The following is a 14,855-nucleotide window of genomic DNA, read 5'->3' as shown; positions in this document are numbered from 1 at the left end:
GTCAGAGCGGCTGCGCCGCGCGCGCCAGCCGCCCGGCCGTGAGTGTGTGATCGGCGGGCCAGTGGTCCGCCAGCGCGCCGTGTGCGGCGACGGCGCGGCGCACGGCGTCGGCGCCGTGTTCGTGCGGGCGCGCCAAGGCCGCGCCGATCATCCCGGCCAGCACGTCGCCGGTGCCGGCGGTGGCCAGGCGGGCGTTGCCGGTGGCGTTGATCCAGGGCGCGCCGCCGGGCTCGGTCACCACGGTTCCGGACCCCTTGAGCACCGTGACCGCGCCAAAGCGCTTGGTGAGCTGGCGCGCGGCGCCCAATCGGTCGGCCATGACCTCGGCGGTGCTGGTCCCCAGCAGGCGGGCGGCTTCCAGCGGGTGGGGCGTGAGCACCGTCAGCCAGCCGCGCGCCGCGCGGCGCGCGGCCAGGCGCTGCAGCGTGGGGTCGCGGGCGAGGGCGTTGAGCCCGTCCGCGTCGATCACCAGCCGGGGGCAGACCAGGGCCTGCGGCATCCATTCGCGAATGGCCTCGCCGCCGCCGCAGCCCGCGACGAGCACGGGCAGGGCGTGCTCGTCGGCGCCCAGCAGCGCGGCGGGCAGTCGGTGCATCAGCTCGGGTGACAGTGGGTCGTGCGAGGGGGCTGGCCCGTTCCCCACCAACGCAAGGTACACGCGCCCCGCGCCGGCGTGCAGGGCGGCCCGCGCCGCCAGCACGGCGGCGCCCGCCATGCCCACGCCGGTGGCACCTGGCAGCTGGCCACCCAGCACGCCCACGTCCCCATGGCTGCCTTTGTGGGCCGCGTGGGGGCCGACAGCCGGGTCCGCCACAGAGGGCAGGTGCCCGCCCCACCAGGCGGCGGGCGGCGCCCCGTCGGCGGGGGCGCCGAGGTCGTGGAACCAGACCGTGCCCGCGGCGTCGCGCCCGCCGGCCGTGAACAGCCCGGGTTTGAGTGTCAGCAGGCTCAGGGTCTGGCGCGGGCCGGCGTCGGGGCAGGCACCGGCGCTGTCCACGCCGCTGTCGGCGTTCAGCCCGCTCGGCAGGTCGACGCACAGCACCGGCGCGCGATGGCCGCGCACCTCGCGCACGCGCGTGGCCAGCGGGTCCTGGCCCAAGGCGCGGGCGCCGATGCCCAGCAGGGCGTCGATGACCAGGTCGGGGCTGTCGGGAGGGGCGGACTGCACGGTGGCGCCGGCGGCCAGGGCGTCGCGCAAGGCCCAGGCGGCGTCGGCTGGCAGGCGCTCGGGGTGGGCGTCGTGCGTCACCACGATCTCGCGCCAGCCGGGCGGAGTGGCCTGCAACAGATGGCGGGCGGCGACCAGGCCGTCGCCGCCGTTGTTGCCGGGGCCGCAGGCCACCCAGAGGCGCCGCGCATGCGGCCGCCAGGCCAGGGCCAGGCGGGCCACCGCCTCGCCGGCGCGGGCCATCAGGGCGTGCGGGGGCAGGGTGGCCGCCAGGGCCTGCTCGATCGCGCGCGTACCCGCCGTGTCGTGCAGGGGTTCGAGTTGGTCGGCGCGCAGGGATCGCATGGCGGGCATTTCACCACGCGATCGCGGGTTCACAGCCCCACACGCGAGGGAGAAAAGGCGGCGGGGGCCTCGGTGGAGGGGTGGGTGATGGCGTCGGCGAGATGGCGCGCTGCGCCGCAGGCCATGGCCCAGCCGGCCGCGCCGTGCGCCAGGTTCAGCCACAGGCCGGGCAGGCGGCTGGCGCCGATGCAGGGCAGGCCGTCGTCCGACATGACCAGGGCGCCGCGCCAGCTTTGTATCGAAGCCTGCGGACCCGAGAAACGGGCCGCCGCCGGGAACCAGTGCGACATCACCTGGCCCAGCCGGCGCAGGCTGGCCGGATCGGTGCCGGCGCCGGAGCCGCCGAGATCGGCCCCGCCCGAGGCGCGCACCCGCTGGCCCAAGCGGGTGATGGCGATGCGTGACTTGAGGTCGAGCACGGCCGACACGGGCGCGTCCATGGGCTCGCGTAGGCCCGCGCTCAGGGAGTGCGACCACAGCACCGTCCAGGGCGTGGGCAGACCGAGGTTGCCGAGCAGCTCGTCCGCGCCGACGCCGGCGCACAGCACCACGGCGTCGAAGCGCGCCTCGCTGCCGTCCGAGGCGCTCAGCCGCCACCCCAGGCCGTCCGGCCGCAGCCCGGTGACGCCGGTGCGCAAGCGCAAGGCACCGCCCAGGCGCGCGACGCGGTGGCGCATGAGCATGGTCCATTCGCGGCAGTTGGCCACCCCGGGGCCGCGCAGGTGCACGGCCGAATGCAGGGGCGCGGTCGGATTGAGGGCGGGTTCGATGGCGCGCGCCTCGTCGGCCGAGACCGCGCGCAGCTCCAGCCCCAGGCCGCGCAGGCGGTCGATGGCGGGCTGCGCATTGGCTGCTTCGCGGGCGTCGCTCAGCAGCACCAACAGGTCGTCGCTGCGGTCGTGGTCCAGGTCGAGTTCGGCGGTCAGTTCAATCTGGCGCTGCAGGCCTCGGTCGATCAGGTCGCGCAGGGCCAGCAGGGCGTCGTCGCTGCGGCGGCGCTCCTCGCGCCGCCAGCGCCGCCACCATCGCCAGGCGGCGGTGTCCAGTCCGGCGCGCCAGCGCACGCCAGGGCCAGGGGGCGCCCAGGGGGCGTGCAGCCGGTGCTCAGGGCCGGCCCAGGCCAGCGCCCAGGCGGTGGACACCAGGCCGGCCGGCGCGAAGCTCGCTTCCTCGGCGGGCGTGCCGCGCTTTTCGTACAGGGTCACCGTGTGACCGTCGTTCAGCAGCTCATGGGCGGTGGTCACGCCGCAGACACCTGCGCCCACGATGGCGATGTTCATGCAAAGGGAGGGAAGAGAAGAGGGCGCCCAGACACCGGGTGCTATAATTGACAGGCTTTGCATCTGGGGCTTCGCCTGAAGCCCATCGGCGCAAAGTCAATCGCAAACCGGCCCATCCGGGTGTCGCGTCGGCCGCCGTGGAGTTGCTCCACCCGCTACCGCCGCGATCGGGGCTGGATTTTAGACCTAACCTCAGGAAACAACTCATGTCCATTTCCATGCGCGAAATGCTGGAAGCCGGTGTCCATTTCGGTCACCAGACCCGCTTCTGGAACCCCAAGATGGCGCCCTTCATCTTCGGGCACCGCAACAAGATCCACATCGTCAACCTCGAAAAGACGTTGCCGATGTTCCACGACGCGCAGAAGTTCGTGCGCCAGCTGTCGGCCAACCGCGGCACCCTGCTGATGGTGGGCACCAAGCGCCAGTCGCGCGACATCGTGGCCCAGGAAGCGCGCCGCGCCGGCGTGCCCTTCGTCGACCAGCGCTGGCTGGGCGGCATGCTGACCAACTTCAAGACCGTCAAGACCTCCATCAAGCGCCTGAAAGACATGCAGGCTCAGAAGGAAGCCGGCCTGGACAGCATGAGCAAGAAGGAACAGCTCATGTTCAACCGCGAGATGGAAAAGCTTGAGAAGGACATCGGCGGCATCCAGGACATGACCGCGCTGCCCGATGCCATCTTCGTGGTCGACGTGGGTTTCCACAAGATCGCCGTGCTCGAGGCACAGAAGCTGGGCATTCCGCTGGTGGGCGTGGTCGACACCAACCACTCGCCCGTCGGCATCGACTATGTGATCCCCGGCAACGATGACTCGGCCCGCGCCGTGGCCCTGTACGCCCGCGGCATCGCCGACGCCGTGCTGGAAGGCCGCGCCAACGCCGTGTCCGACGTGGCCAAGGCCGTGTCGGCTGAAGGCGGCGACGAGTTCGTCGAAGTGCAGGACGACGCGGCCTGATCCCGTTTCGCGCGCGAACGAGGGGCTCGCGTAGCCCCTTTTTCGTAACCGAAATCCATCATTGACCCGCCGGCGCACCCGACGCGCCGGACCCCAGGAGAACACACATGGCAATCACCGCAAGCATGGTCGCTGAGCTGCGCGCCAAGACCGACGCCCCCATGATGGAGTGCAAGAAAGCCCTCACCGAGGCCGATGGCGACATGGCCAAGGCCGAGGAACTGCTGCGCGTCAAGCTGGGCACCAAGGCCGGCAAGGCCGCCAGCCGCGTGACCGCCGAAGGCGTGGTGGCCGCCGCCGTGCAGGGCAACACCGGCGCGCTCATCGAGGTCAACTGCGAAACCGACTTCGTGACCAAGAACGACAGCTTCCTGGCCCTGGCCAACGCCGCGGCCAAGCTCATCGCCGAACACAACCCGGCCGACGTCGACGCCCTGGGCGCCCTGGCCTACAGCCAGGACGGCTTCGGCCCGACGCTGGAAGACGTGCGCAAGGGCCTGATCGGCAAGATCGGCGAGAACATGTCGTTCCGCCGCTTCAAGCGCTACAGCGGCTCGTCCAAGCTGGCCAGCTACCTGCACGGCACCCGCATCGGCGTGGTCGTCGAGTTCGACGGCGACGAGGCGGCCGCCAAGGACGTGGCCATGCACGTGGCCGCCATGAAGCCCGTGGCGCTGACCAGCGCCGACGTGCCGGCCGAGCTGATCGAGCGCGAGCGCTCGGTGGCCACCGCCAAGGCGGCCGAGTCCGGCAAACCCGCCGACATCGCCGCCAAGATGATCGAAGGTTCGGTGCAGAAGTACCTCAAGGAGGTCTCGCTGTTCAACCAGCCCTTCGTCAAGAACGACAAGCAGACGGTGGAGCAGATGCTCAAGGCCGCCAATACCACGGTGAAGTCCTTCACCCTGTTCGTGGTGGGCGAGGGCATCGAGAAGAAGGTCGACGACTTCGCCGCCGAGGTGGCGGCCCAGGTCGCGGCGGCCAAGGGCGCCTGAGCGTCCTGCTCCCTCAGACAACGGGCCGCAAGGCCCGTTGTCATATGTGTTGACCATTTTTCGGCGGCGGGGCGGCCAGTGGCCCCCTGGACCGCCGCTACACTTGGCGGCTGCCCGCGCCGCGAACCGATCCAGAAAGCCTTTCATGCCCGCCTACCAACGGATCCTGCTGAAGCTGTCCGGTGAAGCCCTCATGGGCGATGACGCCTTCGGCATCAACCGCGCCACCATCGTGCGCATCGTCGACGAAATCGCCGAAGTCACCCGCCTCGGGGTGCAAGTGGCCATCGTCATCGGCGGTGGCAACATCTTCCGCGGCGTGGCCGGCGGCTCCGTGGGCATGGACCGCGCCACCGCCGACTACATGGGCATGCTCGCCACGGTCATGAACTCGCTGGCGCTGGCCGACACCATGAACAAGGCCGGCCTGGTGGCCCGCGTGATGTCCGCCATCGGCATCGAGCAGGTCGTCGAGCCCTATGTGCGCCCCAAGGCCCTGCAGTACCTCGAAGAAGGCAAGGTGGTGGTGTTCGCCGCCGGCACCGGCAACCCCTTCTTCACCACCGACACCGCGGCCGCGCTGCGCGGCGCCGAGATCGGTGCCGAGATGGTGCTCAAGGCCACCAAGGTCGACGGTGTCTATACCGCCGACCCGAACAAGGACCCGAGCGCCACGCGCTACACCACCATTTCCTTCGACGAGGCCATGGTCAAGAACCTGCAGGTGATGGACGCGACGGCGTTCGCGCTGTGCCGTGACCAGAAGCTGCCCGTCAAGGTGTTTTCCATCTTCAAGCCCGGCGCGCTGCGCAACGTGGTGATGGGCGCCGACGAGGGCACCCTCGTTCACGTCTGAGCGCGTCCGCCCACAGGAGACTCCCAAGATGACCATTGCCGATACCCGCAAGAACGCCGAGCACAAGATGCAGCAGTCCATCGAGGCGTTCAAGAACAGCCTGACCAAGGTCCGCACCGGCCGCGCGAACCCGGCCTTGCTGGACACCGTGCACGTGGACTACTACGGCTCCATGCTGCCCCTGTCGCAGGTGGCCAACCTGTCGCTGCTCGACTCCCGCACCATCGGCGTTGCGCCCTGGGAGAAGGGCATGGGCGCCAAGATCGAGAAGGCGATCCGCGAGTCCGACCTGGGCCTGAACCCGGCCTCGCAGGGCGACCTGATCCGCGTGCCCCTGCCGCCCATGACCGAAGAGCGCCGCCGGGAGCTCACCAAGGTGGTGAAGGGCGAGGGCGAGTCCGCCAAGGTCGCCATCCGCAACCTGCGCCGCGACGCCAACGAAGCGCTCAAGAAGCTGCTGAAGGACAAGGAAGTCTCCGAGGACGATGAGCGCCGCGCCCAGGACGACATCCAGAAGCTGACCGATCGCATGATCACCGAGGTGGACAAGCTCGTGGCCAGCAAGGAACAGGACATCATGGCGGTCTGAGCCGCCGGTCCCGTTCGAGCCAGACCGAGGCATGCAGAACACCGTCGCCCAGAACCTGCCGTATCACGTCGCGATCGTGATGGACGGCAATGGCCGCTGGGCTCAGAAGCGCTGGCTGCCGCGTGTGGCCGGCCACAAGCAAGGCGTGGACGCGCTGCGCCGCATCGTCGAGGCCAGCGTGCAGCGCGGCATCCGGGTGCTTACCGTGTTCGCGTTCTCGTCCGAGAACTGGAGCCGCCCCGTGGACGAGGTGGCCAGCCTGATGGACCTGCTGGCCGTGGCGCTGTCGCGCGAGGTGCCGCGCCTGGCCGACAGTGGCGTGCGCCTGCATTTCCCCGGTGACCGCTCGCGCCTGTCGCCGCGCCTGGCGCAAGGCCTGGCTTCGGCGGAGGCGGCGACGCAGGGCAATGAGCGCCTGGTGCTCAATGTCTGCTTCAACTACGGCGGGCGCTGGGACATGGCGCAGGCCGCGCAACGGCTGGCCGAGCGCGGCGAAGCCATCACCGAAGAGAGCCTGTCGGCCGCGATGGCCATGGCCCATGTGCCCGATCCCGACCTCATCATCCGCACCGGTGGTGAGCAGCGCATCAGCAACTTCCTGTTGTGGCAAGCGGCTTACGCCGAGCTGGTGTTCAGCGACTGCCTCTGGCCCGAGTTCGACGCCGCGCAGCTGGACCTGGCCCTGGCCGAGTACGCGCGCCGCGAACGCCGCTTCGGCCAGACCTCCGCGCAGCGCGCCGACGCCGCCGTGACCGCCGACGCCGGAACCCGCGATGCTTAAGCAGCGGGTCATCACGGCGCTGCTGCTGCTCGCCGTCTTCCTGCCCACGCTGCTGTACCCGTCGATCGAACCCTTCGCGGCCTTCACGCTGGTGTTGATCGGCACGGCAGGCTGGGAATGGGCGCGGCTTAACGGCTGCGGCCAGACCCGCGCGGTGAGCGCCGGACTGGCGCTGGGCGTCGCGGGCCTGGTGTTTTGGCTGCTGGGTGGGGTGGAGCGTCCCTGGCCCCGCCTGTGGCTGGGCCTGTGCGGGGTCTGGGTGCTGCTGGCCCTGGTGCTGCTGCGCGGCGGCACCGAGGCGCTGACCCGCTGCCCACTCTGGATCCGCCTGTGGCTGGGCCTGTTTCTGATCGCCTGCGCCTGGCTGGCGCTGGTCCAGGCGCGCCTGATCGGCCTGGGCTTTCTGCTGTCCGTGCTGCTGCTGGTGTGGGCGGCCGACATCGCCGCGTATTTCGGCGGCAAGCGCTTCGGGCGCCGCAAGCTCGCGCCCCGCATCAGCCCGGGCAAGAGCTGGGAGGGCGCCATCAGCGGCCTCATCGGCGTGTTCTTGCTCGCCGGCGTCTGGCTGCTGGGCACCCAGCGGGGCTGGCTGGCGCCTGGCCACCTGTACGACACGCTCTGGAGCCTGGGGCCGCCGCTGGCCCTGGCCGCCCTGGTGTTCCTCACCACGATGAGCGTGGTGGGCGACCTGGTCGAGTCCCTGGTCAAGCGCGCGGCCGGCGTCAAGGACTCCAGCGGCCTGCTGCCGGGCCATGGCGGCGTTCTCGACCGCATCGACGCCTTGCTGCCCGTGTTGCCGCTGGCCATGATGCTCGTCTCCTTCTGATCCATGTCCGACGCCCCGCAATTCATCACCATCCTCGGTTCCACGGGCTCGATCGGGCAAAGCACGCTCGACGTGGTCGCGCGCCACCCCGGGCGCTACCGCGTGTTCGCCCTCACCGCCGCGCGGCAGGACGAAGCCCTGTTCCAGCAATGCCGGGCCTTCCAGCCGCGCGTCGCGGTGCTGGTGGACGCCGCCGCCGCCGCGCGTCTGCGCGAGCGCGTGCGCGAGGCCGGCCTGGCCGTCGAGGTGCGGCAGGGTGCCCAGGCCCTGTGCGAGGTGAGCGAAGCGCCCGAGGTGCACGCCGTGATGGCCGCCATCGTCGGTGCCGCCGGCCTGGCGCCCAGCCTGGCCGCCGCGCGCGCCGGCAAGAAACTGCTGCTGGCCAACAAGGAGGCGCTCGTGGTCGGCGGCGATCTGTTCATGGACACCGTGCGCGCCGGCGGCGCCACGCTGCTGCCCATCGACAGCGAGCACTCGGCGGTGTTCCAGTCGCTGCCCGAGGACCCGGCGAGCTGGGAACGGCGCGTGGACAAGATCGTGCTCACAGCCTCCGGGGGGCCTTTTCGCACCCGCGCGCCCGGCACGCTGGCCGATGTCACACCCGAGCAGGCCTGCGCCCACCCCAACTGGGTCATGGGCCGAAAGATCTCGGTCGACTCCGCGACCATGATGAACAAGGCGTTGGAGGTCATCGAGGCGCGCTACCTCTTCGGCCTGGCGCCCGAGCGTATCGAGGTGGTGATCCACCCGCAGAGCGTCATCCACTCCATGGTGCAGTACCGCGACGGCTCCATCGTGGCCCAGCTCGGCACGCCCGATATGCGGGTGCCCATCGCCTATGGCCTCGCCTGGCCCGAGCGCATCGCCTCGGGCGCCAGCGCGCTCGACTTCGCCACCCTGGGCACGCTGAGTTTCGAAACCGCCGACGAGACACGTTTCCCCGGCCTGCCGCTGGCCTGGTCCGCGCTGCGCGGGCCGGCCGGTACCACCGCGGTGCTCAACGCCGCCAACGAGGAGGCCGTGGCGGCCTTTCTCGACCGGCGGCTGCGCTTCGACCACATCCACGCGGTCAACGATGCAACTTTGCAGCGCGTGAGCCCTTCCAAGCCACAATCGCTGGCCGACCTGCTGGCGCTCGACGAAGAGGCCCGCGCCTGCGCGCGGCAGCAAGTCACCCGTTTGCAGACCTGATCCTTCGCGCCGGCCCGGCCTGTCCCCTGGCGCAGCGAGTCGCCCATGCTCACCGTCATCGCCTTCCTCGTTGCCCTGGGTCTGCTGATCGCGATCCACGAATACGGCCATTACCGCGTGGCCGTGGCCTGTGGCGTCAAGGTGCTGCGCTTTTCGGTGGGCTTTGGCAAACCCATCCTGCGATGGCACCGCCCCGGCAAGCCCACGGAGTTCGTTCTTGGGGCGTTGCCGCTCGGTGGCTACGTGCGCATGCTCGACGAGCGCGAGGCGCCGGTGGACCCCGCCGAGCGCCACCTGGCCTTCAACACCCAGCCGCTGCGCTCGCGCGCGGCCATCGTCGCCGCTGGCCCACTGGCCAACCTGCTGCTGGCCACCCTCATCTATTCGGTGATCAATTGGGTGGGCATCGAGGAGCCGCAGCCCGTGCTGTCGGCGCCGGCCGCTGGCACCGTGGCCGAGCGCGCCGGCCTGCGCGGCGGCGAATGGGTGCTGCGCGCCAGTGAGGCCAACGACGGCTCCGATGGCCTGGCGGCGGGCGAGGGCGTCGCCTCCTTCGAGGACCTGCGCTGGCGCATCACCCAGGCGGCGCTGGACGGCCAGGACCTCACCCTGTGGGTGGCCGCCGCGCCCGAGGCACCAGCGCGTCCGATCACGCTGGCACTTGCCGGCCTGGACGTGCGAGAGGCGGATGCCGCCTTGTTCCGCCGCATCGGCATCACCTCGCCGCACACCGCGCCGCGCGTGGGGCAGGTCTTCGATGGCGGGGCGGCGCAGGCCGCCGGCCTGCGCGACGGCGACCTGGTGCGCCGCATCGACGGCCGGCCGGTGCGGGACGGCCAGGAACTGCGCCGCCTGATCCGCGAGTCGGTGGGCCCGCAGGGCCAGCCGAAACCGCAGCGCTGGGACATTGACCGTGGCGGCCAGGCGCTCAGCCTGGCGGTGACGCCACGCCCGCAGCAGCAGGGCGGCCAATGGATCGCGCGGGTGGAGGCCTACGTGGGCGACGCCCCCGCCATGCTGACCGTGCGCCATGGCCCCGTCGACGGCCTGGTGCACGGCGTGCAAAGAACCTGGGAGATGTCCTGGCTCACCCTCAAGATGATGGGGCGCATGCTGATTGGCGAGGCCTCGCTGAGCAACCTCAGCGGCCCCCTGACCATCGCCGACTACGCCGGCAAGTCGGCCAGCCTGGGCCTGACCTCCTACCTTCTGTTCCTGGCCCTCATCAGCGTGAGCCTGGGCGTGCTCAACCTGCTGCCGCTGCCGGTCCTCGATGGGGGGCACCTCATGTATTATCTTTGGGAGGCGCTCACGGGCCGAAGCGTGTCGGACGCATGGATGGAGCGCCTGCAGCGTGGTGGTGTCGTGGTGCTCATGGCGCTCATGTCCGTTGCCCTGTTCAACGATGTCGTCCGCCTCGCCGGCTGAACATTTCCTTCGCATGAATCAATCCAAACGAGGTCTTCGCGGCCTGAGTCTTTCTGCGCTCGCGATGGGCCTGCTGGCCGCCTTGCCGGCGTGGGCGGTCGATCCCTTCACCCTGCGCGACATCCGCGTCGAGGGCTTGCAGCGGGTCGAACCGGGCACGGTCTTCGCGTCGCTGCCGTTTCGCATCGGCGATCAGTACAACGACGACAAGGGCAGCGCGGCCATCCGCTCGCTCTTCGGCCTCGGTCTGTTCAGTGACGTGCGGCTGCAGATCAGCAACGACGTGCTGGTCGTCATCGTGGAAGAGCGGCCCACCGTGGCCGGCCTGAGCTTTTCGGGCATCAAGGAGTTCAGCGACGAGGTGCTGCGCGGCGTGCTGCGCGACATCGGCCTGACCGACGGCCGGCCGTTCGACAAGGCCCTGGCCGACCGCGCCGAGCAGGAGCTCAAGCGCCAGTACATCAACCGCAGCTTCTACGGCGCCGAGGTGGTGACCACCGTCACCCCGACCGAGCGCAACCGCGTCAACCTGAACTTCAGCGTGACCGAAGGCGAGATCGCCAAGATCACCGAGATCCGCATCGTCGGCAACCAGGCATTTTCCGAGTCGACCCTGCGCGACCTGTTCGATCTCGACACGGGCAACTGGCTGAGCTGGTACACCAAGAGCGACCGCTACTCGCGCGCCAAGCTCAACGCCGACATCGAGACGCTGCGCTCCTACTACCTCAGCCGCGGCTTCATCGACTTCCGCATCGACTCCACGCAGGTCGCCATCTCGCCCGACAAGCAGAGCATGTCGGTCACCATCAACGTCACCGAAGGCGACCGCTACGTGGTGTCCTCGGTGGCGCTGCAGGGGGATTACCTGGACCGCGAGGACGAGTTCAAGTCGCTCGTCACGCTCAAGCCCGGCGAGGCTTACAACGTCGAGGACGTCACCAACACCACCAAAGCGTTCACCGAGTACTTCGGCGCCTTCGGCTACGCCTTCGCCCAGGTCGAGGCCACGCCCGACATCGACCGCGTCAACAAGCGCGTGGCCTTCACGCTGCGCGCCACGCCGCAGCGCCGTGTCTACGTGCGCCGCATCCACGTCGAGGGCAACAACCGCACGCGCGACGAGATCATCCGGCGCGAGTTCCGGCAATTCGAAGCCGCCTGGTACGACAGCGACCGCATCCGCCTCTCGCGCGACCGCATCGACCGCCTGGGCTTCTTCACCTCGGTCGACCTGAACACCGAGCCTGTGCCTGGCTCGCCCGACCAGGTGGACCTGACCGTCACCGTGGTCGAAAAGCCCACGGGCAACCTGACCCTGGGCGCGGGCTACTCGCAGGAAGAAAAGCTCTCGATCATCGCGGGCATTCGCCAGGAGAACGTGTTCGGCACCGGCAACTACCTGGGCCTGGACATCAACACCAGCAAGTTCAACCGCCAGCTGGTGGTGAGCACGGTCGACCCGTACTTCACCAAGGACGGCGTCTCGCGTGCCTTCGACGCCTATTACCGCACCACGCGCCCCTACGACAACCAGGATGGCGACTACCGCTTGGTCACCAAGGGCCTGAGCGTGCGCTTCGGCGTGCCCTTCACCGAGATCGACACCGTGTTCTTCGGCGCCGGCGTGGAGCAGACCACCATCGAGCCGGGCAACTTCCTGCCGACGGCGTACGAGGACTACGCCGCGCAGTTCGGTCGCACCAGCAACACCCTGCCATTGACCCTGGGCTGGACGCGCGACAGCCGCGACAGCGCGCTGGTGCCCACCAAGGGACGGCTGATGCGCGTCAACGGCGAGATGAGCCTGTCGGGCGACGCGCGCTACGCCAAGACCAACCTGCAGTTCCAGCAGTACTACCCGCTGTCGCGCCAGTACACCCTGGCCTTCAACGCCGAACTGGGCTACGGCAAGGGCCTTGGTGGCCGCCCGTACCCGGTCTTCAAGAATTTCTTCGGCGGCGGCCTGGGTTCGGTGCGCGGCTTCGAGGGCGGTACCCTGGGCCCGACCTCGCCGGTGATCAATTCCCCCAACGGGTCCGTCATCAACATTGGCGGCAATCGCAGCATTGCGCTCAATACCGAATTCATCATGCCGTTCCCCGGCGCGGGCAATGACCGCACCCTGCGCATGTTTGGCTTCTTCGACGTGGGCAACGTTTTTGGCGAGAACGACACCCGTCCCCATGCCCGCGACCTGCGCGCTTCCGTCGGTCTTGGCGTGAGCTGGCTGTCGCCGATCGGCCCTTTGCGTATTGCATTCGCTAACCCCGTTCGCAAGTTCGAGGGCGATAGAATCCAGAGATTCCAGTTTCAGATCGGAACGTCCTTTTGATGAACACCCCAACTCGCCTGTTCGCACGGCAATTCGCCCTGGCGGTGTCGCTGGCGCTGGCCATGGTCGGCGGTGCCGCGGCGCAGGACGCCAAGGCCGGTGCCAAGGTTGGCGCCGTCAACGTCGAGCGCATCCTGCGTGACTCCTCCACAGCCAAGGCCGTCTCGGCCAAGCTGGAGCAGGATTTCTCCAAGCGTGAGCGCGACCTCCGTGCCTCGGCCGACCAGCTCCGCCAGGCCGTCGAGAAGTTCGAGCGCGAATCGCCCACGCTGCCCGAGAGCCAGCGCACCCCGCGCCAGCGACAGCTGGTCGAGCAGGAACGCGACCTGCAACGCCGCCAGCGCGACTTCCAGGAAGAGCTCAACCTGCGCCGCAACGAGGCCCTGCAGCAGGTCGTCGAAAAGCTCAACCGCGTGATCCGCACGATCGCCGAGGCCGAAAAGTACGATCTGATCGTGCAGGAAGCCTATTACGTGAGCCCGCGCGTGGACATCACCGATCGTGTGATGTCCCAGCTCGACGGCAAGTAAGCCGCGCCGTGGCAGCACCGCTGGGCGCCATCGTCGATGCCCTCGGTGGCAGCCTGGTCGGTGACGCCTCCTTTCTCGTGCAGCGGCTCGCGCCGCTGAACAGCGCCCGCGCCGATGAACTGGCCTTCGTGGCCAGTGCGCGCTACGCCACTCAGATCGCGGCCTCCCAGGCAGGCGCCCTCATCGTGCCGCCCGCGCTCGAGGCCACCACGGCCGATCGCGCCGCGCGCATCGTCACCGACGATCCCTACCTCTATTTCGCGCGCCTGACCCAGTGGTGGCGCGAACGGCACGAGCCGGCGCGCACGCCGCGGATCGATCCGCTCGCCAGCGTGCACCCCGACGCGGTGTTGGGGCCCGGCGTCGATGTCGGGCCGTTCGTGGTGATCGCCGAAGGCGCCCGGGTCGGCGCTGGCGCGCGCATCGGCGCCCACGCGGTGATCGGTCGCGACGCGGCGGTGGGCGAGGGCAGCGTGCTGCACCCACGCGTCACGCTGGGCGAGCGCTGCTCCGTGGGCGATCGCTGCATCCTGCACAGCGGCGTGGTGATCGGCGCCGACGGCTTCGGCTTTGCGCCTCACCAGGGGCAGTGGATCAAGATCGAGCAACTGGGCGCGGTGCGCATCGGCCATGGGGTGGAGATCGGTGCCAACACCTGCATCGACCGCGGCGCGCTCGACGACACGGTGATCGAGGATGGCGTCAAGCTCGACAACCTGATCCAGATCGGCCACAACGTGCGCGTGGGCGCGCACACGGCCATGGCCGGTTGCGTGGGCGTGGCCGGCAGCGCCGATATCGGCGCGCGTTGCACCATCGGCGGCGGCGCCGTGGTGCTGGGTCACCTCAAGCTGGCCGATGGCGTCAACATCTCGGCGGCCTCGGTGGTCACGCGCTCCATCCTGCAGCCGGGCCATTACACCGGCATGTTCCCCATCGACGACAATGCCGCCTGGGAAAAGAACGCTGCTTCGCTCAAGCAGCTCAACCGCCTGCGCGAACGGCTCAAGGCCGTGGAACAAGCGATCGCGCGGGCCCAGACCAGAACGGACGACGCCTGATGGACATCCACCAGATTCTCAAACTCCTGCCCCACCGCTACCCCTTCCTGCTCGTGGACCGCGTGGTCTCGATCGAAAAGGGCCAGCGCATCCAGGCGCTCAAGAACGTCACCATCAATGAGCCGTTCTTCACCGGCCACTTCCCCCACCGGCCCGTGATGCCGGGCGTTCTCATGCTCGAAGCGATGGCGCAGACGGCCGCGCTGCTGACCTTCGACACCATGGGCGTGGCACCCGACGACAAGACGGTCTACTACTTCGCCGGCATCGATGGCGCGCGCTTCAAGCGCCCCGTGGAGCCGGGCGACCAGCTCGTGATGGACGTGAGCCTGGAACGCGCCAAGGCCGGCATCTACAAGTTCAAGGGCGTCACCCGCGTGAGCAATGAGGTGGCCTGCGAGGCCGAGCTCATGTGCACCATGCGCACGGTTGCCTGACGGCGGGGCGCGACGCATGAGCACCGCACGGCCGCCCGAAGGGGCTCGCTCCGCAGCGCGTTGCGCGGAGGTCT

Annotated in this window: 14 protein-coding genes; 12 read left to right on the top strand and 2 right to left on the bottom strand. The window is 69.5% G+C overall.

The window, feature by feature from the left end:
• Position 1: 1 nt before the first annotated feature.
• Together JNX00_RS13875 and JNX00_RS13870 are read right to left on the bottom strand one after the other, a co-directional pair.
• On the bottom strand, positions 2–1,513 hold the full coding sequence (locus JNX00_RS13875; protein ID WP_204742645.1) for an NAD(P)H-hydrate dehydratase: 1,512 nt from the start codon (positions 1,511–1,513) through the stop codon (positions 2–4).
• Between the two features lie 29 nt (positions 1,514–1,542).
• Positions 1,543–2,793: an FAD-dependent oxidoreductase gene (locus JNX00_RS13870; RefSeq protein ID WP_204742644.1), complete on the bottom strand. Its 1,251-nt coding sequence runs from the start codon at positions 2,791–2,793 to the stop codon at positions 1,543–1,545.
• Positions 2,794–2,999: 206 nt separating this feature from the next.
• On the opposite strand from JNX00_RS13870, the gene rpsB reads away from it, so the two are divergent.
• From rpsB to fabZ, 12 genes are all read left to right on the top strand, one after another.
• The gene (gene rpsB, locus JNX00_RS13865; RefSeq protein WP_070399995.1) at positions 3,000–3,752 is read left to right on the top strand and encodes a 30S ribosomal protein S2; all 753 of its coding nucleotides are present in this window, start codon (positions 3,000–3,002) and stop codon (positions 3,750–3,752) included.
• Between the two features lie 107 nt (positions 3,753–3,859).
• The gene (gene tsf / locus JNX00_RS13860; RefSeq protein WP_204742643.1) at positions 3,860–4,747 is read left to right on the top strand and encodes a translation elongation factor Ts; all 888 of its coding nucleotides are present in this window, start codon (positions 3,860–3,862) and stop codon (positions 4,745–4,747) included.
• A 145-nt stretch (positions 4,748–4,892) separates the two neighbouring features.
• The gene (gene pyrH, locus JNX00_RS13855) at positions 4,893–5,603 is read left to right on the top strand and encodes a UMP kinase (RefSeq protein WP_070399997.1); all 711 of its coding nucleotides are present in this window, start codon (positions 4,893–4,895) and stop codon (positions 5,601–5,603) included.
• Between the two features lie 28 nt (positions 5,604–5,631).
• Entirely contained in the window at positions 5,632–6,192 is a 561-nt protein-coding gene (gene frr, locus JNX00_RS13850; protein WP_204742642.1) for a ribosome recycling factor, read from the top strand.
• 31 nt (positions 6,193–6,223) lie between these two features.
• A complete protein-coding gene (uppS, locus tag JNX00_RS13845) occupies positions 6,224–6,973 on the top strand; it encodes a polyprenyl diphosphate synthase (RefSeq protein ID WP_204742641.1) in 750 nt (249 codons plus the stop codon).
• Positions 6,966–7,799, top strand: coding sequence for a phosphatidate cytidylyltransferase (locus JNX00_RS13840; protein WP_070400000.1), 834 nt, complete (start codon positions 6,966–6,968; stop codon positions 7,797–7,799). Before uppS ends, JNX00_RS13840 begins: the two co-directional genes overlap by 8 nt.
• 3 nt (positions 7,800–7,802) lie before the next feature.
• Entirely contained in the window at positions 7,803–8,990 is a 1,188-nt protein-coding gene (gene ispC, locus JNX00_RS13835) for a 1-deoxy-D-xylulose-5-phosphate reductoisomerase (protein WP_204742639.1), read from the top strand.
• 45 nt (positions 8,991–9,035) lie between these two features.
• A complete protein-coding gene (rseP, locus tag JNX00_RS13830) occupies positions 9,036–10,418 on the top strand; it encodes an RIP metalloprotease RseP (protein WP_204742638.1) in 1,383 nt (460 codons plus the stop codon).
• A 13-nt stretch (positions 10,419–10,431) separates the two neighbouring features.
• Positions 10,432–12,753, top strand: coding sequence for an outer membrane protein assembly factor BamA (gene bamA / locus JNX00_RS13825; RefSeq protein ID WP_204742636.1), 2,322 nt, complete (start codon positions 10,432–10,434; stop codon positions 12,751–12,753).
• Positions 12,753–13,283, top strand: coding sequence for an OmpH family outer membrane protein (locus tag JNX00_RS13820; protein ID WP_070400004.1), 531 nt, complete (start codon positions 12,753–12,755; stop codon positions 13,281–13,283). Before bamA ends, JNX00_RS13820 begins: the two co-directional genes overlap by 1 nt.
• An 8-nt stretch (positions 13,284–13,291) precedes the next feature.
• Entirely contained in the window at positions 13,292–14,344 is a 1,053-nt protein-coding gene (lpxD, locus tag JNX00_RS13815) for a UDP-3-O-(3-hydroxymyristoyl)glucosamine N-acyltransferase (RefSeq protein WP_204742635.1), read from the top strand.
• On the top strand, positions 14,341–14,781 hold the full coding sequence (fabZ, locus tag JNX00_RS13810; RefSeq protein ID WP_070400119.1) for a 3-hydroxyacyl-ACP dehydratase FabZ: 441 nt from the start codon (positions 14,341–14,343) through the stop codon (positions 14,779–14,781). The genes lpxD and fabZ overlap by 4 nt, the downstream gene beginning before the upstream one ends.
• Positions 14,782–14,855: the final 74 nt, after the last annotated feature.

The organism is Hydrogenophaga sp. YM1 (assembly GCF_016903055.1).
GTDB lineage: Bacteria > Pseudomonadota > Gammaproteobacteria > Burkholderiales > Burkholderiaceae_C > Hydrogenophaga > Hydrogenophaga borbori.
Note: the sequence above shows the minus strand (reverse complement) of the source record. Positions and strands in the feature narration are given on the sequence as shown.

Excerpts from the sequence above, each read along its gene's own strand:
- pyrH (WP_070399997.1), top strand. The coding sequence starts at position 4,893 with ATGCCCGCCTACCAACGGATCCTGCTGAAGCTGTCCGGTGAAGCCCTC.
- tsf (WP_204742643.1), top strand. The coding sequence starts at position 3,860 with ATGGCAATCACCGCAAGCATGGTCGCTGAGCTGCGCGCCAAGACCGAC.
- JNX00_RS13875 (WP_204742645.1), bottom strand. The coding sequence starts at position 1,513 with ATGCGATCCCTGCGCGCCGACCAACTCGAACCCCTGCACGACACGGCG.
- rseP (WP_204742638.1), top strand. The coding sequence starts at position 9,036 with ATGCTCACCGTCATCGCCTTCCTCGTTGCCCTGGGTCTGCTGATCGCG.
- frr (WP_204742642.1), top strand. The coding sequence starts at position 5,632 with ATGACCATTGCCGATACCCGCAAGAACGCCGAGCACAAGATGCAGCAG.
- bamA (WP_204742636.1), top strand. The coding sequence starts at position 10,432 with ATGAATCAATCCAAACGAGGTCTTCGCGGCCTGAGTCTTTCTGCGCTC.
- JNX00_RS13870 (WP_204742644.1), bottom strand. The coding sequence starts at position 2,793 with ATGAACATCGCCATCGTGGGCGCAGGTGTCTGCGGCGTGACCACCGCC.
- uppS (WP_204742641.1), top strand. The coding sequence starts at position 6,224 with ATGCAGAACACCGTCGCCCAGAACCTGCCGTATCACGTCGCGATCGTG.
- JNX00_RS13820 (WP_070400004.1), top strand. The coding sequence starts at position 12,753 with ATGAACACCCCAACTCGCCTGTTCGCACGGCAATTCGCCCTGGCGGTG.
- rpsB (WP_070399995.1), top strand. The coding sequence starts at position 3,000 with ATGTCCATTTCCATGCGCGAAATGCTGGAAGCCGGTGTCCATTTCGGT.
- JNX00_RS13840 (WP_070400000.1), top strand. The coding sequence starts at position 6,966 with ATGCTTAAGCAGCGGGTCATCACGGCGCTGCTGCTGCTCGCCGTCTTC.
- ispC (WP_204742639.1), top strand. The coding sequence starts at position 7,803 with ATGTCCGACGCCCCGCAATTCATCACCATCCTCGGTTCCACGGGCTCG.